Raw genomic sequence first — 20,652 nt, forward strand, 5'->3', positions numbered from 1 at the left:
GCCAACCCCACGGACTTTAGCGGATTTTGCCGACCGATGAACCGTTAGAGGGTCGAAGTTTCCAGCCCGTCGTCACGGTGCAGGGCCACCTGGCGGATAGACAGGCGCAGCTCGGCCGACAGTACTCGCTTGGCTACGCCCTCGGCCAGCTCGCCGAGCTTGTCGTGATAACCCAGCTTGCCTTGCGCGTCGGCGTGCAGCACGCCTTGCTGAAGCAAGGTCTGGATGAAGTGGCGGAACAGCGTCTTGTCGAAGAACTCCGGTGCGTTCAGGCCATGCAGGATCGACAGGCGCTGGGCCATCATCACGCACAGGTCTTCCAGCGCTTCGGCGCTCAGGCTGTTCTGCCCGCTGTTGATCAGCAGCGAGGTGGCCATGTAGAAGCGCTGCAGGGTCTGGGTGATGGTGCGGGCGAGCAGGGTCAGCAACACGAACTGCCGCGAGCTGGGCGCCGGGCGTACGTACAGGTCGTTGTCCTGGCGCAGCAGGCCCTGTTCCACCAGCGCGACCAGCCATTGGTCGATGACCTCGTCCAGCTGTTCCGGCGTCCAGCGCAGGAACAGTTCGGCCTGCAGATAGGGATAAAGTGCATGCACATACTGGCCCAGCAGTTGGCGGCTCATGCGTGAACTGCTGAGGAAGAAACTGGCGAGCAGCGCCGGCAGGGCGAAGATGTGCAGCACATTGTTGCGGTAGTAGGTCATCAGCACCGCGTTGCCTTCATCCAGGTAGAGGATGCGGCCCAAGGCGTCCTTCTGCTCGGCCACCAGGTTCATGCTGCGCACATGTTCGATCAGTGCTTTGCCGTCGCCCTCGGGCAGGGTGGTGTGCGGCGAGTAGGGCACTTGGCGCAGCAGCGCCAGGTACAGGTCGAGAACGCGGGTCAGGGCGCGCTCGTCCAGGGCAAGGCGGCTGGTGGACAGCAGTGCCAGGGCCACCAGGTTGACCGGGTTGATGGCGGCCGCCTCGTTGAGGTGACGGGCCACGGTTTCTCCAAGGCGGGCGGTGGTGGCGTTGAGCCAGTCCGGACGGTACTGCGGACCGTGATCCTGTTCACGCCAGCCGGGCTGCTGCTGGTCGAGGAAGCCAGCCAGGCGGATGGGCTCGCCGAAGTTCACGTAGACCTGGCCAAAGCGCTGCTTGAGTGCGCCGAACACCTTGAAGATGTCGAACACCGACTCCTTCTTCTTGCTGGCGCCGCGCAGTTCGCCCAGGTAGGTACGGCCTTCGAGCACGCGCTCGTAGCCGATGTACACCGGCACGAACACGATTGGCGTACGCGACGAGCGCAGGAAGCTGCGCAGGGTAATGGCCAGCATCCCGGTGCGCGGCTGCAACATGCGCCCAGTACGCGAGCGGCCGCCTTCGACGAAGTACTCGACCGGGAAGCCCTTGGTGTACAGGGTGTGCAGGTACTCGTTGAACACTGCCGTGTAAAGCGGGTTGCCCTTGAACGTGCGGCGCATGAAGAAGGCGCCACCACGGCGTAGCAGGTTACCGACCACCGGCATGTTGAGGTTGATGCCCGCAGCCACGTGCGGCGGGGTGAGACCGTTGCGGAACAGCAGGTACGACAGCAGCAGGTAGTCGATGTGGCTGCGGTGGCATGGCACGTAGATCACTTCATGGCCAGGGGCGATACCCTGCACCTGTTCGATGTGGTTGACCTTGATGCCGTCGTAGATCTTGTTCCAGAACCAGCTGAGCACCACTTCGAGGAAGCGGATGGCGGTATAGGTGTAGTCCGAGGCTATCTCGTTGCCATAGCGCAGTGCCTGGGCCTCGGCTTTGGCCAGCGGCAGGTTCTCGCGCTGCGCTTCGTCGGCAATCGCCTGGCGCACTTGCGGGGCATGTACCAGGCCTTTGACCAAGGTTCGTCGGTGCGAGATGTCCGGGCCGATGACGGCAGTCTTGAGGTTGCGAAAGTGCACGCGCATCAGGCGCTGGGCCATGCGCACGGTGCGCTCGTGGCCTTTGTTGTGCTGCACCAGTTCGCGCAGGTGGATTGGCGCGGAGAACTGTACCCGGGTCTTGCGCCCCAGGATCAGTACGGTCAGCAGCCGGCGCAGGCGCCCGGTTACCGCCCAGCTGTCGGCGAACAGCAGCTTCCAGGGGCTGGACTCGCTGGCCGGGGTCTGGCCCCAGAACACGCTGACAGGAATGATCTGCGCATCTTCTTCGGCATGCTGGCTGACGGCAGCCACCAGGCGCTCGAGCGTGGGCGGGGCGCCGCTTTTGTCCTGGCGGCCGAGCCAGTCCGGGTCGGGGGTCAGGTAGAAGAACGCGGCGGGTTCCTGCAGTGGGCCGACGGCTACCGGCAGCACCGGGCGCGGCAGCCCCGCCTTGGTGCACTCGTGGTCGAGCACGGCCAGGTCAGTGAGCGCGGGCGAGGGCAGCGCATAGAACACCGGCCGGCTGCGGTCGAGGTTGAGGGTCATGGAAGACTGGTTGATGGTCTCGGAGCGCACCCACAGGTACAACAGGCGACGCAGGCCGCCGAAGATCAGGCGGTGCAGGGGGGAACGGGTCATGGGGTGTGTGCCCTGGGTGTGATTTTCAGGTGGGTATTCTGCTATTTAGTCTGCCGTATCGGCGTAAGTTCAGCAAAATTCGGCCAACGACGGGACCGTCATCAATTTTTTTTGTTCTGTGTCATATACTCGGCCTGCCACTTGCAGGATATTTCGGCAAGCGGCGTTGGCACGGGGCAGGTGACCTCGTGCCTGCAAGGCGATCTTCACAATAAAAATCCGGAGTAGTTCAGATGTCGTCTCGTGAGACTGGGAATGTAAAGTGGTTCAACGATGCCAAGGGTTATGGCTTCATTCAGCGCGAAGGTGGTGCGGATGTCTTCGTCCACTATCGGGCGATTCGCGGTGAGGGGCATCGTACCCTGGTCGAAGGGCAGCGGGTGGAGTACGCCTGCGTGCAGGGCCAGAAAGGCCTGCAAGCCGAAGACGTAGTGGGCCTCTGAGCCTCTGGTTTCAAGCCGTAGGAGCGGGCTTGCCCGCGAAGCAGCCACCACGGTGGCTGCCACGGGCATAGCCCGTGTTCGCGGGTAAACCCGCTCCTACAGAAACGAGCAAGGCTGCCGTTTCATGATGTACGCCAGGTGATTTCCTCTTCACCGTCGGCGCTGATGCGGACCCAGCGGTCAGCATCTTCTTCCCCGTCTTCCTCGACCCAGCCACCCGGCGCGCAGCGCACTTCCACACCCAGCGCGGCAAATGCGGCGCGGGCGCAGGCAACGTCATCGGCCCACGGCGTCTGGTCGCTTTCCAGGTACAGGCTGTTCCATTTCCCTACAGCCTTGGGTAACCAAGTGACCGGAATGTTACCGGCCTGGCATTTGAAGGTATGGCCTTTCTGCTTCCACTCGGTGCACGGGCCGATTGCCTGGGCGAGCCACTCGGCAATCTGCTTGTGGTCGACGTCGGCGTCCTTCAGGTAGATCTCGATATCAGGTTGACGCATAAGGGCTCCGGGTGTGCTCAGTCTTGGCGCACGAAATAGTCATAACGCATGGAAACCGTGACCTCGAACGGCTCGGGCTGGTCGATCACCCGGGCACGTTTTTCGGCGCTGGCGCGCCAGCCGTGTGGGGTCATGGCCAGCAGGTCGGCGCGGGCCTTGGACGCGGCCAGGCTCAGGCGGAACTCGAGGGTTTCGCTGTGGGCGTGGGCCATGCCTTCAGGGACCAGGGCCAGGTGCTTGTCGTCGGCGTAAGGGCGTACTTCATCGTAGAGCACTTCACGCAGTTCCATCAGGTGGCCGCTGGTCGGGCCGACCCGCATCAGGCCGCCGCCGGGGCTGAGCAAACGCTTGGCCTCGGCCCAGTCCAGCGGGCTGAAAACGCTGGCGATGAACTGGCAGCTGGCATCGGTCAGCGGTACCCGGGCCATGCTGGCGACCATCCAGGTGACCGCCGGTGCTCGGCGGCAGGCGCGCTTGACCGCTTCGCGGGAGATGTCCAGCGCATAGCCGTCGGCGGCCGGCAAGGCCTGGGCGATCTGTGCGGTGTAGTAACCCTCGCCGCAGCCGATGTCCAGCCAGGTGCCAGGCTGGCGCTCGGCGGCCAGCTCGGCCAGGCGGCGGGCGACTGGCGCGTAATGGCCCGCGTCGAGAAAGTCGCGGCGTGCCTCGACCATGGCCTGGTTGTCACCGGGGTCGCGGCTGTTCTTGTGCTGCACCGGCAGCAGGTTCAGGTAACCCTGGCGGGCGCGGTCGAAGCGGTGGCCAGCCGGGCACACCACACCATTGTCGAGCCGGCTCAGCGGCGCCTGGCAAAGCGGGCAGGCAAGCATCAGGCGAGCAACCGGACCAGGGTCTGGTAGTAGATTTCGGTCAGCAGATCGAGGTCGCTGGCCAGGATCCGCTCGTCAACCTGGTGGATGGTGGCGTTGACCGGGCCGAGTTCGACCACCTGGGTGCCCATGGTTGCGATGAAGCGGCCATCGGAGGTACCGCCGCTGGTGGAAGGCTGGGTATCGCGACCGGTGACGCCCTTGATGCTGGCCGCCACGGCGTCGAGCAGCTCGCCTGGTTCGGTCAGGAACGGCAGGCCCGACAGTGCCCAGTCGACCGACCAGTCCAGTTCATGCTTGTCGAGAATCGCCGACACTCGGGCCTGCAGGCCTTCGACGGTGGACTCGGTAGAGAAGCGGAAGTTGAACAGCGCGGTCAGCTCGCCCGGGACCACGTTGGTAGCGCCGGTGCCGGAATTGAGGTTGGAGATCTGGAAGCTGGTTGGCGGGAAGAAGGCATTGCCTTCGTCCCAGTGCTCGGCAGCCAGTTCCGCCAGGGCCGGGGCGGCCAGGTGGATCGGGTTGCGCGCCAGGTGCGGGTAGGCCACATGGCCCTGCTTGCCGCGTATGGTCAGTTTGGCGCCCAGCGAACCGCGGCGACCGTTCTTGACCACGTCACCCAACAAGGTGGTGCTGGACGGTTCGCCGACGATGCACCAGTCCAGGCGCTCGTTGCGCGCTTTCAGGCGCTCGACCACCGCTTTGGTGCCGTGGTGGGCGGGGCCTTCCTCGTCGCTGGTGATCAGAAACGCGACCTTGCCGCGATGGTTCGGGTAGTCCTGCACGAAGCGCTCGCTGGCGATGACCATGGACGCCAGGCTGCCCTTCATGTCGGCGGCGCCACGGCCGCAGAGCATGCCGTCGGCGTCGATCAGTGCCTCGAAGGGTTCATGCTGCCATTGCTGGACCGGGCCGGTAGGCACCACGTCGGTGTGGCCGGCAAAACACAGTACCGGGCCGTCCTGGCTGCCGTGGGTAGCCCAGAAGTTGTCGACGTCTTCAATGCGCATCGGCTCCAGCTGGAAACCGACGGCGCCCAGACGGCTCATCATCTGCGCCTGGCAATCGGCGTCGACGGGGGTGACCGAGGGGCGACGGATAAGGTCGCAGGCCAGTTGAAGGGTAGGCGAGAGCTCGGCAGGGGCCGTCATGGGGGACTCCGGGGCAAGGCAAGGCGGGGAAATCTGAGGGGCGTTATCTTATATCAAATGGTTTCGGGCAGCACGGCCCATTCGCGAGCGTGCCCGCGAATGGGCTGCACAGGTCAGCCCAGGCAGCTTCAAGCCTGCTGCGCTTCGGCAGCCTTTTCTGCGGGCTTGGGCAGCGACGACAGGAACGCCATCACCAGCGCAGCCACATAAGGCAACGACTGCACCAGCAACATCGCCACCCAGAAGCGCATGTCCGAACTCGGAAGCCCCTGCACCAGGTAGATGCCCAGCGCCGCGCCCCACAGCATCAACATGATGAACAGCTCTTCACGGGCTTCGGAAATCGCCACCAGCAACCCATGGCTGTCAGCGTTCTTCGGCGTTCGGAAGAACGGCATGCTGCTGGTGAAGAAACCATACAGTACCGCCTTGGCGATGGTGTGCGACAGCGCCAGCCCGGCCAGCGCAGCTGCGAAGGCATCCTTGAGGTTCACCCCCACCGCTCGGCGGTACAGGAAGATGATCTTGCCGACCTTGAAGAAGAACAGCGCCAGCGGCGGGATGGCGAAGATCATCAGGGGCGGATCGACCCGATGCGGCACGATGATCATCGCCGCCGACCACAGCAGCGCGCCGATGGTGAAGAAGATGTTCATGCCATCGGCGATCCACGGTAGCCAGCCGGCCAGGAAGTGGTAGCGCTGGCCACGGGTCAGCTGGCTGCCTTTGCCGCGCAGCAGCGCGCCGGCGTGGTGCTTGATGATCTGGATGGCGCCGTAGGCCCAGCGGAAGCGTTGCTTCTTGAAGTCAATGAAGGTGTCGGGCATCAGGCCTTTGCCGTAGCTGTTGTGGGCGTAGGCGGCGGACAGGCCTTTCTCGAACACGCGCAGGCCCAGTTCGGCGTCCTCGCAGATGCACCACTCGGCCCAGCCCAGTTCTTCCAGCACACTGCGCCGGGTCATGGTCATGGTGCCGTGCTGGATGATCGCGTCACGGTCGTTGCGGGTGACCATACCGATGTGGAAGAAGCCCTTGTATTCGCTGTAGCACAGCTTCTTGAAGGCGCTTTCGTGCTGGTCGCGGTAATCCTGCGGTGACTGCACCACGGCAATTTTCGGGTCGGAGAAGTGCGGCACCATGTGCTTGAGCCAGTTGCGGTCGACGCAGTAGTCCGAGTCGATTACCGCGATCACTTCGGCGTCCTTGGCCGTGTGCGGGATCAGGTAATTCAGCGCGCCACCCTTGAAGCCGGCCAGAGGCGCGACGTGGAAGAACTTGAAGCGCTCGCCAAGCTTTTCGCAGTGGGCCTTGAGCGGCTCCCACACGGCCGGGTCCTTGGTGTTGTTGTCGATCACCAGCACTTCGTAGTCGGGGTAGTCCAGGGCGGCCAGGGCGTCCAGGGTCTGTTTCACCATCTCAGGTGGCTCGTTGTAGCACGGCACATGCACCGACACCTTGGGCCGGTAGGCACTGTCGGCCTGCACGGGCAGGAATTCGCGTCGGCGCTTGCGTATCCAGACCGCCTCGGCCAGTTCGTGGGCCTCGGTGAGCAGCACGATGAACACGCCCAGCGCGCCGAGGGCCAGCAGCACGCCCACGGTCAGGCTGAACCAGGTGCTGTATTGCTGGCTGTAGTCATAGGCGATCCACACCAGCACCGACCCGCACAGGAAGGTGATGAACGTCAGGAAGGTACGGCCACGCTGGCGCAAGGCCGAGCCATCGATGAACAGCACCATCAGGGCGATCACTGCCAGCACCACCGACGCCACTGCCAGGGCCCGCCACTGCGGGATCGCCACCACGGGGCCGTCGAAGTTGAACTTCTGCTGCCGCTCGGCGTTGTAGACGCCCCAGTAGGCGCCTACCGAACCTTCGTCGCTGGCCTTCCAGGGTTGGTCATAGGCTTCAATGACAAAGTAGTTGTAGCCACGGCGGTTGAGGGTGTTGACCAGGGTGCGCAAGTAGATGGCCTGGTCGGCCTGTGTGGCATCGGCACCGCCGCGCATGCGGCCGTTGCTCGGCCAGCCGACTTCCGACAGCAGCAGGGGTTTGCGCGGGAACTGATGCTTCAGTTCACGGGCGCGGTCGAGGACGAACTCGACCGAATCCTTCATCGGCACGAACTCCCAGTAGGGCAGGATGTGCGCGGCAATCAGGTCGACGTGCCTGGCCAGCTCAGGATGTTCCTTCCAGATGTGCCATTGTTCACTGGTGGTCACGGGCACCTTCACGGCTGCGCGTACGCGGTCCAGGTATTTGATCAGGTTTTCCGGTGTGACTTCTTCACGGAACAGCGCCTCGTTGCCGACCACCACCCGCACCACGCTGCGCGACGTGTTGGCCAGCTGGATGGCCGTGGCGATTTCGCGCTCGTTGCGCTCCAGGTCCGGGCTGATCCATATCCCCAGCGTCACCCGCAGGCCGAACTCCTCGGCCAGGCGCGGGACGTCGGCCTGGGTACCTTCCACGGTATAGATACGGATGCTGTCGGTCAGCTTGCTCAGTTGCTCCAGGTCCTGGCGCATTTCGTCGTCAGTGGGGTACTGACCCTTCTGTGGGCTTTCGCCCAGGCGGAACGGCGAATACGAAAAGCCAGAGATCTGTTCTGGCCAGGCGGGGGCGGAGACCGGGCGGTTGATCAGTGCCCAGAACCCGGTGAACAGTGCGGCGATGGCCAGCACCACTACCAGGTTCAGGCCGAATTTACGTGAAGACATCGTCGTCCATTCATGTGGAAGTGATAGGACATTAAAGCAGGGTTGGCAGTCTCTTTCCTAACGATGCAGGCCAAGGGTCCACTGGCATATAATGCGCGCCGGTTTTTTGGGGTATGAACATGAGCACAGAAGATCCACGCTTTGCCGGCGTTGCCCGGCTGTATGGCGACCAGGGGCTGCAACGTCTGGGCCAGGCCCATGTGGCTGTGGTCGGTATTGGCGGGGTGGGCTCGTGGGTGGCCGAAGCACTGGCACGCAGCGGCGTGGGCGAGATCACCTTGTTCGACCTGGACGATGTCTGCGTCAGTAACACCAACCGCCAGGCCCATGCGCTGGAAGGGCAGGTGGGGCGGCCCAAGGTCGAGGTCATGGCCGAGCGCCTGCGGGCGATCAACCCAGGGTGTACGGTGCATGCGGTGGCCGACTTCGTCACCCGCGAGACCATGGCCGAGTACATCACCGAGCATCTCGATTGCGTGATCGACTGCATCGACAGCGTCATGTCCAAGGCGGCGTTGATCGCCTGGTGTCGGCGGCGCAAGATTGCCATTGTCACTACCGGTGGCGCGGGCGGGCAGATCGACCCGACGCAGATCCAGATCGCCGACCTGAACAAGACCTTCAACGACCCATTGGCTTCACGGGTGCGTTCCACCCTGCGCCGCGACTACAACTTCTCGCGTAATGTCAGCCGCAACTATGGCGTGCCGTGCGTATTCTCCAGTGAGCAGCTGCGTTACCCCAAGGGGGATGGCAGCGTTTGCCTGCAGAAAAGCTTTGTCGGTGAGGGCGTGCGGCTGGACTGCTCGGGTGGCTTTGGTGCAGTGATGATGGTGACCGCGACCTTTGGCATGGTAGCGGCGAGCAAGGCGATAGAAAAACTGGTGGCTGGAGCGCGCCGGCCGTCGGAACGGGTAAAGCCTGAATAGACCGCGTGGGCGTCTTCACGGGCCCGACCGCTTCCACAGGTACTGCATCTCTCTCAAGCATGATGCCGTACCTGTGGGAGCGGGCAGGCCCGCGAAGAAACCGGCGCCGATTCAGCGGTTGGACGCCAACTCCGCCATCCGCTGCAACACCGCATGCAGCCCATTGCTGCGCGACGGCGACAGTTGGCGTTCCAGCCCGAGCTGGGTAAACCACTCGCGCAGATCAATCCCGGCCAGCTCCTCACTGGCCAGTCCCTGCACCCGCACCAGCAACAGCGCCAGCAGCCCACGCAACAAGCGGGCATCGCTGCTGGCCTTGAACCGCCACACGCCCTCGATCTGCTCGGCCACCAGCCACACCAGGCTCTCGCAGCCATGCACCCGGTTGGCCTCGGTCTTTTCGGCGTCTGCCAGCGGCTCCAGGCGGTCACCCCACTGCATCAGCAGCCGCGCACGCTGTTCCCAGCCTTTGCCCTGTTGAAAAGCTTCCAGCGCTTGGTGCGCCTGTTCCGGCAGGCTCATCGCAACAGCTCCAGGCCTTGGTCCAGCGCGTCGAAGAAACGCTGCACGTCATCGCTGTCGTTGTACAAACCCAGCGATACCCGTATCGCGCCTTCCAGCCCCAGCCCCTTCAGCAGTGGCATGGCGCAGTGGTGACCCGCACGCACGGCAATGCCCTGTTCAGTCAGCAGGTGAGCGATATCGGCGTTGTGCACGCCCTCGATGACGAAACTGGCCAGGGCCGCCTGCGGTGTGCCCAACACCCGCACGCCCTCGCGGTCGCCCAGGCCACGCAGCAGGTGCTGGTGCAGGCTGGCTTCATGCGCTGCGACCGCATGGGCATCGAGGCTGGCCAGATAGTCCAGTGTCGCACCCAGGCCGATCACCCCGGCAATCGGTGGCGTACCCGCTTCGAAGCCCAGGGGCGCGGGACGGAAGCTGGCGCTGTGGTACTCGGCCAGCTGCACCATCTCGCCACCGAACTGCCAGTGGCGCAACAGCGCCAGGGCCTGGGCGCGGCCATAGAGCACGCCGACGCCGTCCGGGCCGTACAGCTTGTGGCTGGAAAACACATAGAAGTCGCAGCCCAGTTGCTGCATGTCCTGGCGACCATGCACCACGCCCTGGGCACCATCGACCACCGTCAGCGCGCCCTGGGCGCGGGCATGGGCCAGCAGCGCAGGCAGCGGTTGCCAGGTACCCAGCACGTTGGACAGCTGGCTGATGGCGAGTACTCGGGTGCGCGGGCCGATCAGTTGCAGTGCCTGGTCCTGGTCGATACGACCATGGGCGTCCAGTGGCAGCACCACCAGGCGCAGGTTGCGCCGGTACGCCAGCTGTTGCCAGGGCAGCAGGTTGGCATGGTGCTCCAGGGCACTGATGGCAATTTCGTCACCGGCTTCGAGGCGGTGCTCCAGGCCATAGGCCAGCAGGTTCAGTGCCGAGGTGGCGCCGTGGGTGAACACGATCTGCCGCGAGTCTGCGGCATTGAGCCAGGCGGCGACTTTGTCGCGGCTGGTTTCGAAGGCCTGGGTCGCCAGCGCACCTGGCAAATGCTGGGCACGGTGCACGTTGGCTGCGCCATGGCCGTAGTAATGGCTCAGGGCATCGAGCAAGGCTTGCGGCTTCTGGGTGGTGGCGGCGCTGTCCAGATAAGTCTGGTGCTGCCGTTGCAGGGCGGCGATGGCGGGGAAGTCGGCACGCCAGGGAGAGGGCTGGAACATGTTTGCGAGGCCTGGAATGAAAATCGGGTCTGGTGCATTGGCGCCAGACCCGATCTTAACACCTCAAACCCGGCAGGGTTCTCAGTTGTGAGCGTGCAGCGCTTCGTTCAGCTCGATGGCCGACTTGTGGGTCTTGCACTCTACCGCGCCGTTCAGCGAGTTGCGGCGGAACAGCAGGTCGGTCTGGCCGGCCAGGTCGCGGGCCTTGACCACTTTGACCAGTTCGTTGTTCTCGTCCAGCAGGTTCACCTTGGTGCCCGCGGTGATGTACAGGCCGGCTTCGACAGTGTTGCGGTCGCCCAGCGGAATACCGATACCGGCGTTGGCGCCGATCAGGCAGCCTTCGCCTACTTTGATGACGATGTTGCCGCCACCGGACAGGGTGCCCATGGTCGAGCAGCCGCCGCCCAGGTCCGAGCCCTTGCCGACGAATACGCCCGCGGAAACGCGGCCTTCGATCATGCCCGGGCCTTCGGTACCCGCGTTAAAGTTGACGAAGCCTTCGTGCATGATGGTGGTGCCTTCGCCAATGTAGGCGCCCAGGCGCACACGGGCGGTGTCGGCGATACGCACGCCGGCCGGAACCACGTAGTCGGTCATTTTCGGGAACTTGTCCACCGAGAACACTTCCAGCAGCTCGCCCTTCAGGCGTGCTTCCAGTTGCAGTTCGGCCAGCTCGCCCAGGTCGACTGCGCCCTGGTTGGTCCAGGCCACGTTCGGCAGCAGCGGGAAGATGCCGGCCAGGCTTACGCCATGCGGCTTGACCAGGCGGTGCGACAGCAGGTGCAGCTTGAGGTAGGCCTCTGGGGTCGAGCTCAGGGCAGCGTCTTCGGCCAGCAGGGTGGCGACCAGCGGCTTGTGGCTCTCTGCCAGGCGGGTCAGCAGTGCGGCTTGCGCGGCGTCCACGCCTTTCACGGCTTCGGCCAGTTGCGCGGCCTGGGCGTTGCTGAAGGCGATGGCCTGGTTACCACCTTCGTAACCGAGAACAGGGGCTACTGCAGCAACCAGTTCGGCGCTCGGGTTGAGCAGTGGTTGTGCGTAGAACACTTCCAGCCAGGCGCCCTGGCGGTTCTGGGAGCCGACACCGAAGGCCAGGCTGAACAGGGTATTGGACATGTGATTACCTCGTGCGAAATAGGGTAGGGGCTCAGGCCAGGGCAGCGGCGTACAGGTCGGGCTTGAAGCCAACCAGGGTACGCGCGCCAAGGTCGAGTACCGGGCGTTTGATCATCGACGGCTGGGCCAGCATCAGCTCGACGGCCTTGGCCTGGTCGAGGTCTGCCTTGCTGGCGTCGTCCAGCTTGCGGAAGGTGGTGCCGGCACGGTTGAGGATGACTTCCCAGCCGTGTTCGTCGCACCAGCGGTTCAGGCTGTCGCGGTCGATGCCTTGGGTTTTGTAATCGTGGAATTCGTAGGCGATGGCTTTGTCTTCGAGCCAGGTACGCGCCTTTTTCATGGTGTCACAGGCTTTGATGCCGTAGAGCGTGTAGGTCATTGTGTACATTGGGGTTACAAGTCGCCCCAATCTCTCCGTTTTTCGATGTCAGTCGCGGGATTATGCGGGAACGAGACTGGGAGCGCCACGGGTGTGCAAGTCTTGGGGTTTGGTGGGGCGTGGTCAGGTCTGCCTTGAGTCTTGTAGCGCCTTTGAGATCGAGCGCCGCCCGCGCGGCGCTTCGCGGGTAAACCCGCTCCTACGTTTGTTTCTGGCCAGTTATGCCTGTGGCATTTGCGCGCGAACGCCTTGGCGCACGCCTCGATATCGCGTCGTACAAACAAGGCGGTCGCGCGGGTCTGGCACAGGCGATACTGGCCCGAAACAAACGTAGGAGCGGGTTTACCCGCGAAGCGCCGCGCGGGCGGCGCTCGATCTCAAAGGCGCTGTATGTCTTAAGCCGGGAACCTGGCGGCGCTCGATCTCAAAGGCGCTACAAGACTCAAGGCAGGCCCTACCATCAAACCTAAGTATCATCATGTTACATATTCAACCTCCACCTGCGACTATCGTGCAGCGGCCCCGAATCGTCGGTCGCCGCTAACATATTGTTCCAATGGCGATGTTTCGCCCCGTTGTCGTTTCTGGTTCACAAAGGAAGCCTTACCGGATGCAGTCCGCCTACACCGTCCTCATCCTGCTGACGCTGGTCAGCCTGTCGAAGCTGGTCGGCCGTGTGATCCCGCTGCCATTGCCGCTGGTACAGATTGCCGCCGGTGCCTTGCTGGCGTGGCCGACGCTGGGCCTGCATGTAGCCCTTGACCCCGAATTGTTCCTGTTCCTGTTTCTGCCTCCGCTGCTGTTCGCCGACGGCTGGCGCATCCCCAAGCGTGAGTTATGGCGCATTCGTGGCCCGGTAGTGGCGCTGGCCGTGGGGCTGGTGTTGTTCACCGTGGTCGGTGCCGGTTATTTCATCCACTGGTTGCTGCCGAGCATCCCGTTGCCGGTTGCCTTCGCCCTGGCCGCAGTGCTTTCGCCGACCGACGCCGTGGCCGTTTCGGCCATTGCCCAGGACCGCCTGCCCACTCCCCTGATGCACATGCTGCAGGGCGAGGCGCTGATGAACGACGCGTCGGGCCTGGTAACCTTCAAGTTCGCCTTGGCGGCGGCGATCACCGGGGTGTTTTCGTTGGCTGACGCCAGCTTCAGCTTCGTGTTGGTCGCACTGGGCGGCCTTGCGGTGGGCGTGGTACTGAGCTGGTTGATCGGTCGCCTGCGCATGTGGATGATCACCCGGGGCTGGGACGATCCGGCTACCCACGTGGTGTTCATGTTGCTGCTGCCGTTCGCAGCCTACGTGCTGGCCGAGCGCCTGGGCGTTTCGGGTATTCTCTCGGCGGTGGCGGCCGGCATGATGCAGAGCTGGCTCGACCTGCTGCCGCGTCAGACCAGTACCCGCCTGCTCAACCGCAGTGTCTGGTCGTTGCTGGAGTTTGCCTTCAATGGCCTGATCTTCCTGTTGTTGGGCTTGCAGTTGCCAGACATCATCAAGGCTGTGGTCAGCCACGAAGCGACCCTCTGGCCGACATTGGCCTACCGCTGCCTGGACGTGGTGGCGATCTTTGCCGCACTGATTCTGTTGCGGTTCATCTGGGTCCAGAGTATCTGGCGCTCAATCGGTGTGGTACGTCGCTGGCGCGGCAAGCCGGCATTGGTGCTGATGCCTACGGCGCGTTCCTGCTGGTTGCTGACCTTGGGTGGTGTGCGCGGCGCGGTCACCCTGGCGGGTGTCATGTCGATCCCGTTGCTGATAGGGGCTGGTACAGCTTTCCCGGAGCGTGACCTGCTTATCTTCATTGCTGCGGGGGTAATACTGCTGTCGTTGATCAGTGCCTGCATCGCGCTGCCGCTGTTACTGCGAGGGGTGACCAAGAGCCCTGACGAGCGCTTGCACCAAGAGGTGCAGGAAGCCTGGCGGCGCACAGCCGAGGCGGCGATTCATGCCTTGGAGGCAGAAGAGGTGATCGACAGCAACGCCCCGCAGGACGCTGCGCAGGCAACCTTGGCGACCGAGCTGAAGGCGCGCTTGATGGCTGAATACCGGGATGAGCTGGACAGTTACAACGACAGTGCCGAAGCCAAGGCCCTGGCCGCACAGATGGACTTGTTGGAGCGGCGTTTACGTTTGCGTGCCCTGAGGGCGCAGCGGTTGGAGTTGTACAACCTGCATCGCCAGCACCTGGTGGGGGATGAGGTGGTGCGGCAAGTACTGGGTGAGCTGGATATGAGTGAGGCGAACCTGGGGCAGGTCAAGTAGACCCTATCAAGGCCCTTCGCGGGCACGCCCGCTCCCACGGGTACTGCGCTGCGCTTGAAATCAGCGCAGTACCTGTGGGAGCGGGCGTGCCCGCGAAGGGGTTGATCAGCGGTTTTGCAGGAAGGCGCGAATCCGCTCCGCCGCTTCGATGCATTCGGCCAGCGGTGCAACCAGTGCCATGCGCACGCGCCCGGCACCCGGGTTCACCCCATCCACTTCACGCGACAGGTACGACCCCGGAACCACGGTCACATGCTGGGCTTCGAACAGGTCGCGGGTGAACTCGGCATCGTCGCCCGGTACCTTGGCCCACAGGTAGAAACTGCCGTCCGGGCGCTGCACGTCCAGTACCGGCTGCAGAATATCCAGCACGGCATCGTACTTGGCCCGGTATTGGTCGCGGTTCTCGCGCACATGCGCCTCGTCCTGCCAGGCGGCGATGCTGGCCAGCTGGGTTTGCACTGGCATCGCGCAGCCGTGGTAGGTGCGGTACAGCAGAAACGGCTTGATGATCTGGGCATCGCCCGCGACGAAGCCCGAGCGCAGCCCTGGCAGGTTGGAACGCTTGGACAGGCTGTGGAACACCACGCAGCGCGCAAAATCGCTACGACCAAGCTCGGCGCATGCCGACAGCAGGCCTGGCGGTGGCGCATCCTCGTCGAAGTACAGCTCGCTGTAGCACTCGTCGGCGGCGATCACGAAGTCGTGTTCGTCAGCCAGGGCAATCAGCTTCTTCAGGGTGTTCATCGGCACCAGCGCACCGGTAGGGTTGCCCGGCGAGCACAGGAACAGGATCTGGCAACGCTTCCACACCTCGGCCGGTACGGCGTCGAAGTCTGGGTTGAAACCGTTGTTTTCCAGGCACGGCAGGTAGTGCGGGGTGGCACCGGCCAGCAGCGCTGCGCCTTCGTAGATCTGGTAGAACGGGTTGGGGCTGATCACCAGGCCGTCATCGGCGCGGTTGACCACGGCCTGGGTGAAGGCGAACAGCGCTTCACGGGTGCCGTTGACCGGGAGAATGTGGCGGTCGGCGTCCAGCCAGCCGGCGGGCACGCCAAAGCGTCGTTCGCACCACTGGCCGATGGCCTGGCGCAGGGCTGGCAAACCAAGGGTGCTGGGGTAAACCGCCAGCTTGTCGAGGTTGTCGACCATGGCCTGGGCAACGAACGCCGGCGATTCGTGCTTCGGCTCACCGATCGACAGGGCGATGGCGCGTTTGTCCGCCGCAGGCTTCACGCTGCCCAGCAGGGCGCGAAGCTTTTCGAACGGATAGGGCTGAAGCTGGGTCAAGGCATGGTTCATCGGCGCAAGGTCTCGTCAATCGTCTAATCGTTAAAAGGTCACGCGGGTCTGGCTGGTGTCACTACCTTGACCGGCCTGCAGTTGCTGTACGATGGCTTCCTGCAGGCGGCTGCACAGCTGCGGGTCTGACAGCGGCTGGTTGTCGGCATCGGTAATGAAGAACACGTCTTCTACCCGCTCGCCGAGGGTGGCGATCTTGGCGTTTTGCAGTGACAGGTCGAACTCCAGGAAGATCCGCCCCAGCCGGGCCAGCAGGCCCGGGCGGTCTGGCGCGGTGATTTCGAGGATGGTCACCGGCCGCTGGGCATCGTTGAGGATGGTCACTTGCGGCGGGAAGTCGAAGTGCTTGAGCTGGCGCGGTACGCGGCGCTGGATGATGGTCGGGTAGTCCTCGGGGTTGCGCAGGGCTTCGGTCAGGCCATCGCGAATCTGCTTGACCCGCTGCGGGTTGTCGCCGATCGAGCCACCGTCGTTGTCCAGCACAATATAGGTGTCGAGGGTGAACTGGCTGCTCGACGTGATGATCCGTGCGTCGTGGATGTTCAGGTTCAACTGCGACATGGCCGCCACCGTCACGGCGAAGAAATCGTGCTGGTCGGGGGCATAGATGAAGATCTGCGTGCCGCCTTCGAACTCGCGCTGGGTGGTTTCCTTGATCAGCACCAGCGGCCCGCCATCGGCCGGTTGCTGCAGGATCGCATCCGTGTGCCAAGCCACGTCGGCGGCGGTGTGCTTGAGGAAATAGTCATCGCCCAGTTGCGCCCATAGCTGCTCGACATCGTCCGGGTCGGTGCCCTCACGCACCAGGATATCCAGTGCTGACGACTGGGTCTGGCGAATCTGCTCTTCGCGGTCCAGCGGGTTTTCCAGGCCCCGGCGCAGGGCGCGCTTGGTTTCGGTGTACAGCTGGCGTAGCAGGCTGGCCCGCCACGAGTTCCAAAGGCTCGGGTTGGTGGCGTTGATGTCGGCCACGGTCAGTACGTACAGGTAGTCAAGGCGCGTCTCGTCGCCCACGTGCAGGGCAAAGTCGTTGATCACCTGCGGGTCGGACAAGTCCTTGCGTTGAGCTGTGGTCGACATCACCAGGTGGTTCTGCACCAGCCAGACGATCAGGCGGCTGTCCCAGGCCGGCAACTGGTGCCGTTCGCAGAACTTCTGCGCGTCCACTGCACCGATTTCCGAGTGGTCGCCCTGGCGGCCCTTGCCGATGTCGTGGTACAGCCCGGCCAGGTAGATCAGCTCGGGTTTGGGCAGGCGCCCCATGAGCTTGCTGGCCAGCGGGAATTTCTCGGACACCGGCGTGTATTGCAGCTTGCGCAGGTGCTTGATGAGGTTGAGGGTATGCGCGTCGACCGTATAGATATGGAACAGGTCATGCTGCATCTGCCCGACGATCAGGCCGAACTCTGGCAGGTAACGGCCGAGAATGCCGTAGCGGTTCATCCGGCGCAGGTTGCGGTGGATGCCGATTTCGCACTTGAACAGCTCGATGAACAGGCTGGTATTGCGGATATCGGTGCGGAACGTGTCGTCGATCAGGTGGCGGTGTTCGCGCAGCAGGCGCACGGTATCGGCACGCACGCCCTTGATCTCGGGGTGTTGGGCCATCAGCACGAAGATTTCCAGCATGGCGAATGGCGTGCGTTTGAACACGTTCGGGTGAGTGGCCTCGATATAGCCGTCATGCAGGCGGAACCGCGCATTCAGCGGCTGGGTGCTGCCACTTTCCTCATCGGCGAGGATAACCTCTTCGAAGTGCTGGATGATCAGGTCGCACAGCTGGCTGATGCTCATCACCACCCGGTAGTACTGCTGCATGAACTGTTCGATCGCCCGCTTGGGGTTTTCATCGCTGTAGCCCAGCAGCGTGGCGATGCTGCGCTGGTGGTCGAACAGCAGGCGGTCTTCGGCGCGACCGGCCAGCATGTGCAGGGCATAACGGACTTTCCAGAGGAAGTCCTGGGATGAAGCCAGCAGTTCATTCTCGCTTTCCAGCAAGAAGCCTTCGCCGGCCAGTGCGTGCAGGTTGAGCGTCCCGTACTGGCGGCGGGCCACCCACAGGACCGTCTGGATGTCACGCAGGCCACCTGGCGAACCCTTGACGTTGGGTTCGAGGTTGTACTCGGTGTCGTTGTACTTGTGGTGGCGGGCCTTGAGTTCGGCGCGCTTGGCCAGGAAGAACTCCTTGCTCGGCCACATGTGCGCGGTGCTGGTGACTTCCAGCATGCGCTGGCGCAAGGCCTCGGGGCCGGCGATGGTGCGGCTTTCCATCAGGTTGGTGATCACCGTCAGGTCGGCGCGGGCCTGTTCGGCGCACTCGTCGACGGTGCGCACGCTCTGGCCGACTTCCAGGCCAATGTCCCACAGCAAGGTCAGAAAGCGCTCGATGGCGTCGCGGTACTGCTCGTGCTCGGCAGCGCCCAGCAGAATCAGCAGGTCGATGTCCGAGTGCGGGTGCAGTTCACCGCGCCCGTAGCCGCCCACCGCAACCAGGGCAATGCCGCTCTGGTCGCCCCAGTCGAACTGGTTCCACGCCTGTTGCAGGATATTGTCGACGAGCCAGGCGCGGGCCTCGATCAGCGGGCGGATGTCGCTGCCGGCGCGAAAACGTTTGTCGAGCACCTCGCCGGCCAGGCGGATGGCTTTCTTGAAGGCGGCGATGGGGCTCGCCTTGAGGGCCAGTTCCGCCTGGAACTGGCCACGGTCGAACAGCTCGGGGTCCACCTGGGGCATCGCGTCACGTTCCTGTCGTGGGTGGCCTGTCGGGGTGTGGTCAGGCCGAAGTGCGCGGGATGGTGTCGTCCTTGCGCAGGGTGAAGATCTCGTAGCCGGTCGCGGTCACCACCAAAGTGTGTTCCCACTGGGCCGAGAGCTTGCGGTCCTTGGTGATGGCGGTCCAGCCGTCGCCCAGCACCTTGGTGTCGGCCTTGCCCTGGTTGATCATCGGCTCGATGGTGAAGGTCATGCCTTCCTTCAGCTCCATGCCCGTGCCAGCGCGGCCATAGTGGAGGATCTGCGGCTCTTCGTGGAACACCTTGCCGATGCCATGACCGCAGAACTCGCGTACCACCGAGAAACCGTTCTTTTCCGCGTGCTTCTGGATCACTTCACCGATGTCGCCCAGGCGGCAGCCCGGCTTGACCAGCTCGATGGCCTTGTACATGCATTCCTGGGTGACCTTGGACAGGCGCTCGGCCCAGACCGGCACGTTACCGACGTGGAACATGCGGCTGGTATCGCCGTGGTAGCCGTCCTTGATCACGGTGACGTCGATATTGAGCGTGTCACCGTCCTTGAGCGGCTTGTCGTTGGGGATGCCGTGGCAGACCACATGGTTGATCGAGGTGCAGATCGACTTCGGGTAGCCCTTGTAGTTGAGCGGTGCCGGGATGGCCTGCTGAACGTTGACGATATAATCGTGGCACAGGCGGTCGAGCTCTTCGGTGGTGACACCGGGCTTGACGTGTTCTTCGATCATTTCCAGCACTTCGGCGGCCAGGCGGCCAGCGATGCGCATCTTCTCGATGTCTTCTGCGGTCTTGATGGTGACGGTCATTACAGGCTCTCTACGGCGCCGTGCACGGCGCGAACAAACGGGAAAGGCCGGATTCTAGCAGAGCAGGGCGCCGATCGGTCGGGATAAAGGCGGCCATGCTGTTGTCTACAGCTGGCATTCTGGCGCGAAAGCCGGGGTGCTGCAAAAAGTGCTGACAGACGCAACAGTATCCGGGTTCCGTTCGCTCGCGGTCTGTGGTATAAAATGCGCCGCTTTCGGGGACGACCCCGTCAGCACTTAACCCACACACGTGTCGACACGATGACCTGGGTGCCCCGAGTTGCAGAATTCGCGGGTTGGTCATTGGGATACGTGGAGGCCCAACCCGACTTATCAAGGAACTATCATGTCCCAAGTCAACATGCGCGATATGCTGAAGGCCGGTGTGCACTTCGGCCACCAGACCCGTTACTGGAACCCGAAAATGGGCAAGTACATTTTCGGCGCGCGTAACAAGATCCACATCGTCAACCTGGAAAAAACCCTGCCAATGTTCAACGACGCTCTGTCGTTCGTAGAACGCCTGGCCCAGGGCAAGAACAAGATCCTGTTCGTCGGCACCAAGCGTTCCGCCGGCAAGATCGTCGCCGAGCAAGCAGCTCGTTGCGGTTCGCCGTACGTTGACCACCGTTGGTTGGGCGGCATGCTGACCAACTACAAGACCATCCGCGCTTCGATCAAGCGTCTGCGCGACCTGGAAACCCAGGCCGAAGACGGCACTTTCGCCAAGCTGACCAAGAAAGAAGCCCTGATGCGCTCCCGCGACCTGGAAAAACTGGATCGCAGCCTGGGTGGCATCAAGGACATGGGCGGTCTGCCAGACGCTCTGTTCGTTATCGACGTTGATCACGAGCGCATCGCGATCACCGAAGCCAACAAACTGGGTATCCCGGTTATCGGCGTTGTCGATACCAACAGCAGCCCGGAAGGTGTTGACTACATCATCCCAGGTAACGATGACGCCATTCGCGCTATCGAGCTGTACATGACTTCGATGGCTGACGCAGTCATCCGCGGCCGCAACAACGTTGCCGGCGGCACCGAAGTTTACGCTGAAGAAGCGGCTGCACCTGCTGCTGAGTAATAGGCGCTAGCGTCTACTTGGCACGCAAAAAGGGGGCTTTGCCCCCTTTTTGCCACCTTGAAATCCTGCTGTCAGCATCGGCCCCGCATCATGGGCCTGCTGAAATGAAAACAGCGGATTTGCAGAATTG

The 20,652-nt window shown here is 63.3% G+C and carries 16 protein-coding genes; 4 read left to right on the plus strand and 12 right to left on the minus strand.

The features are described 5' to 3' along the window. Nucleotides 1-44: 44 nt before the first annotated feature. Entirely contained in the window at nt 45-2,531 is a 2,487-nt protein-coding gene (plsB, locus tag FQ668_RS07065) for a glycerol-3-phosphate 1-O-acyltransferase PlsB (RefSeq protein ID WP_019437669.1), read from the minus strand. 233 nt (nt 2,532-2,764) lie between these two features. On the opposite strand from plsB, the gene FQ668_RS07070 reads away from it, so the two are divergent. Beyond that, complete coding sequence (locus FQ668_RS07070) at nt 2,765-2,974, plus strand: cold-shock protein (protein WP_003252255.1); 210 nt, start codon at nt 2,765-2,767, stop codon at nt 2,972-2,974. 122 nt (nt 2,975-3,096) lie between these two features. Here FQ668_RS07070 and FQ668_RS07075 read toward each other — a convergent pair whose 3' ends face one another. The 4 genes from FQ668_RS07075 to FQ668_RS07090 all read right to left on the minus strand — a co-directional run bounded on the left by FQ668_RS07075 (nt 3,097) and on the right by FQ668_RS07090 (nt 8,175). After that, a complete protein-coding gene (locus FQ668_RS07075) occupies nt 3,097-3,474 on the minus strand; it encodes a hypothetical protein (protein ID WP_010952612.1) in 378 nt (125 codons plus the stop codon). Nucleotides 3,475-3,491: 17 nt separating this feature from the next. Further along, the gene (locus tag FQ668_RS07080) at nt 3,492-4,304 is read right to left on the minus strand and encodes a putative RNA methyltransferase (protein ID WP_014592149.1); all 813 of its coding nucleotides are present in this window, start codon (nt 4,302-4,304) and stop codon (nt 3,492-3,494) included. Continuing rightward, on the minus strand, nt 4,304-5,455 hold the full coding sequence (gene dapE, locus FQ668_RS07085; protein ID WP_014592148.1) for a succinyl-diaminopimelate desuccinylase: 1,152 nt from the start codon (nt 5,453-5,455) through the stop codon (nt 4,304-4,306). The genes FQ668_RS07080 and dapE overlap by 1 nt, the downstream gene beginning before the upstream one ends. Nucleotides 5,456-5,583: 128 nt before the next feature. Then, nucleotides 5,584-8,175 (minus strand): glycosyltransferase, encoded by a 2,592-nt coding sequence (locus tag FQ668_RS07090; protein WP_019437668.1) that lies wholly within the window; start codon nt 8,173-8,175, stop codon nt 5,584-5,586. A 119-nt stretch (nt 8,176-8,294) separates the two neighbouring features. Here FQ668_RS07090 and tcdA point away from each other — a divergent pair, with 119 nt between their 5' ends. Then, complete coding sequence (tcdA, locus tag FQ668_RS07095) at nt 8,295-9,104, plus strand: tRNA cyclic N6-threonylcarbamoyladenosine(37) synthase TcdA (protein ID WP_178095667.1); 810 nt, start codon at nt 8,295-8,297, stop codon at nt 9,102-9,104. Nucleotides 9,105-9,215: 111 nt separating this feature from the next. On the opposite strand, the gene FQ668_RS07100 is transcribed toward tcdA, so the two are convergent. From FQ668_RS07100 to FQ668_RS07115, 4 genes are all read right to left on the minus strand, one after another. Further along, nucleotides 9,216-9,626, minus strand: coding sequence for a SufE family protein (locus FQ668_RS07100; protein ID WP_003252266.1), 411 nt, complete (start codon nt 9,624-9,626; stop codon nt 9,216-9,218). Next, nucleotides 9,623-10,828: a cysteine desulfurase gene (locus FQ668_RS07105; RefSeq protein ID WP_019437666.1), complete on the minus strand. Its 1,206-nt coding sequence runs from the start codon at nt 10,826-10,828 to the stop codon at nt 9,623-9,625. The genes FQ668_RS07100 and FQ668_RS07105 overlap by 4 nt, the downstream gene beginning before the upstream one ends. A gap of 81 nt (nt 10,829-10,909) precedes the next feature. After that, nucleotides 10,910-11,944 carry a 2,3,4,5-tetrahydropyridine-2,6-dicarboxylate N-succinyltransferase gene (dapD, locus tag FQ668_RS07110; RefSeq protein ID WP_019437665.1) on the minus strand — a complete coding sequence of 345 codons (1,035 nt, stop codon included), beginning with the start codon at nt 11,942-11,944 and terminating at the stop codon, nt 10,910-10,912. A 31-nt stretch (nt 11,945-11,975) separates the two neighbouring features. Further along, complete coding sequence (locus FQ668_RS07115) at nt 11,976-12,323, minus strand: ArsC family reductase (RefSeq protein WP_003252272.1); 348 nt, start codon at nt 12,321-12,323, stop codon at nt 11,976-11,978. Between the two features lie 610 nt (nt 12,324-12,933). Here FQ668_RS07115 and FQ668_RS07120 point away from each other — a divergent pair. Beyond that, a complete protein-coding gene (locus FQ668_RS07120) occupies nt 12,934-14,580 on the plus strand; it encodes a Na+/H+ antiporter (RefSeq protein WP_014592142.1) in 1,647 nt (548 codons plus the stop codon). A 105-nt stretch (nt 14,581-14,685) separates the two neighbouring features. Here the strand turns inward: FQ668_RS07120 and dapC are convergent, their stop codons facing one another. The 3 genes from dapC to map are packed head-to-tail and all read right to left on the minus strand — an operon-like array spanning nt 14,686 to nt 19,438. Beyond that, nucleotides 14,686-15,882 (minus strand): succinyldiaminopimelate transaminase, encoded by a 1,197-nt coding sequence (dapC, locus tag FQ668_RS07125; RefSeq protein WP_019437285.1) that lies wholly within the window; start codon nt 15,880-15,882, stop codon nt 14,686-14,688. Nucleotides 15,883-15,912: 30 nt separating this feature from the next. Beyond that, complete coding sequence (locus FQ668_RS07130) at nt 15,913-18,615, minus strand: [protein-PII] uridylyltransferase (protein WP_010952673.1); 2,703 nt, start codon at nt 18,613-18,615, stop codon at nt 15,913-15,915. A gap of 40 nt (nt 18,616-18,655) precedes the next feature. Next, nucleotides 18,656-19,438, minus strand: coding sequence for a type I methionyl aminopeptidase (gene map, locus FQ668_RS07135; protein ID WP_003252286.1), 783 nt, complete (start codon nt 19,436-19,438; stop codon nt 18,656-18,658). 346 nt (nt 19,439-19,784) lie between these two features. On the opposite strand from map, the gene rpsB reads away from it, so the two are divergent. Then, entirely contained in the window at nt 19,785-20,522 is a 738-nt protein-coding gene (gene rpsB / locus FQ668_RS07140) for a 30S ribosomal protein S2 (protein ID WP_003252287.1), read from the plus strand. The last annotated feature ends 130 nt before the right edge of the window (nt 20,523-20,652 follow it).

It is taken from the genome of Pseudomonas sp. Kh14, from assembly GCF_900291005.1.
GTDB classification, from domain to species: domain Bacteria; phylum Pseudomonadota; class Gammaproteobacteria; order Pseudomonadales; family Pseudomonadaceae; genus Aquipseudomonas; species Aquipseudomonas alloputida.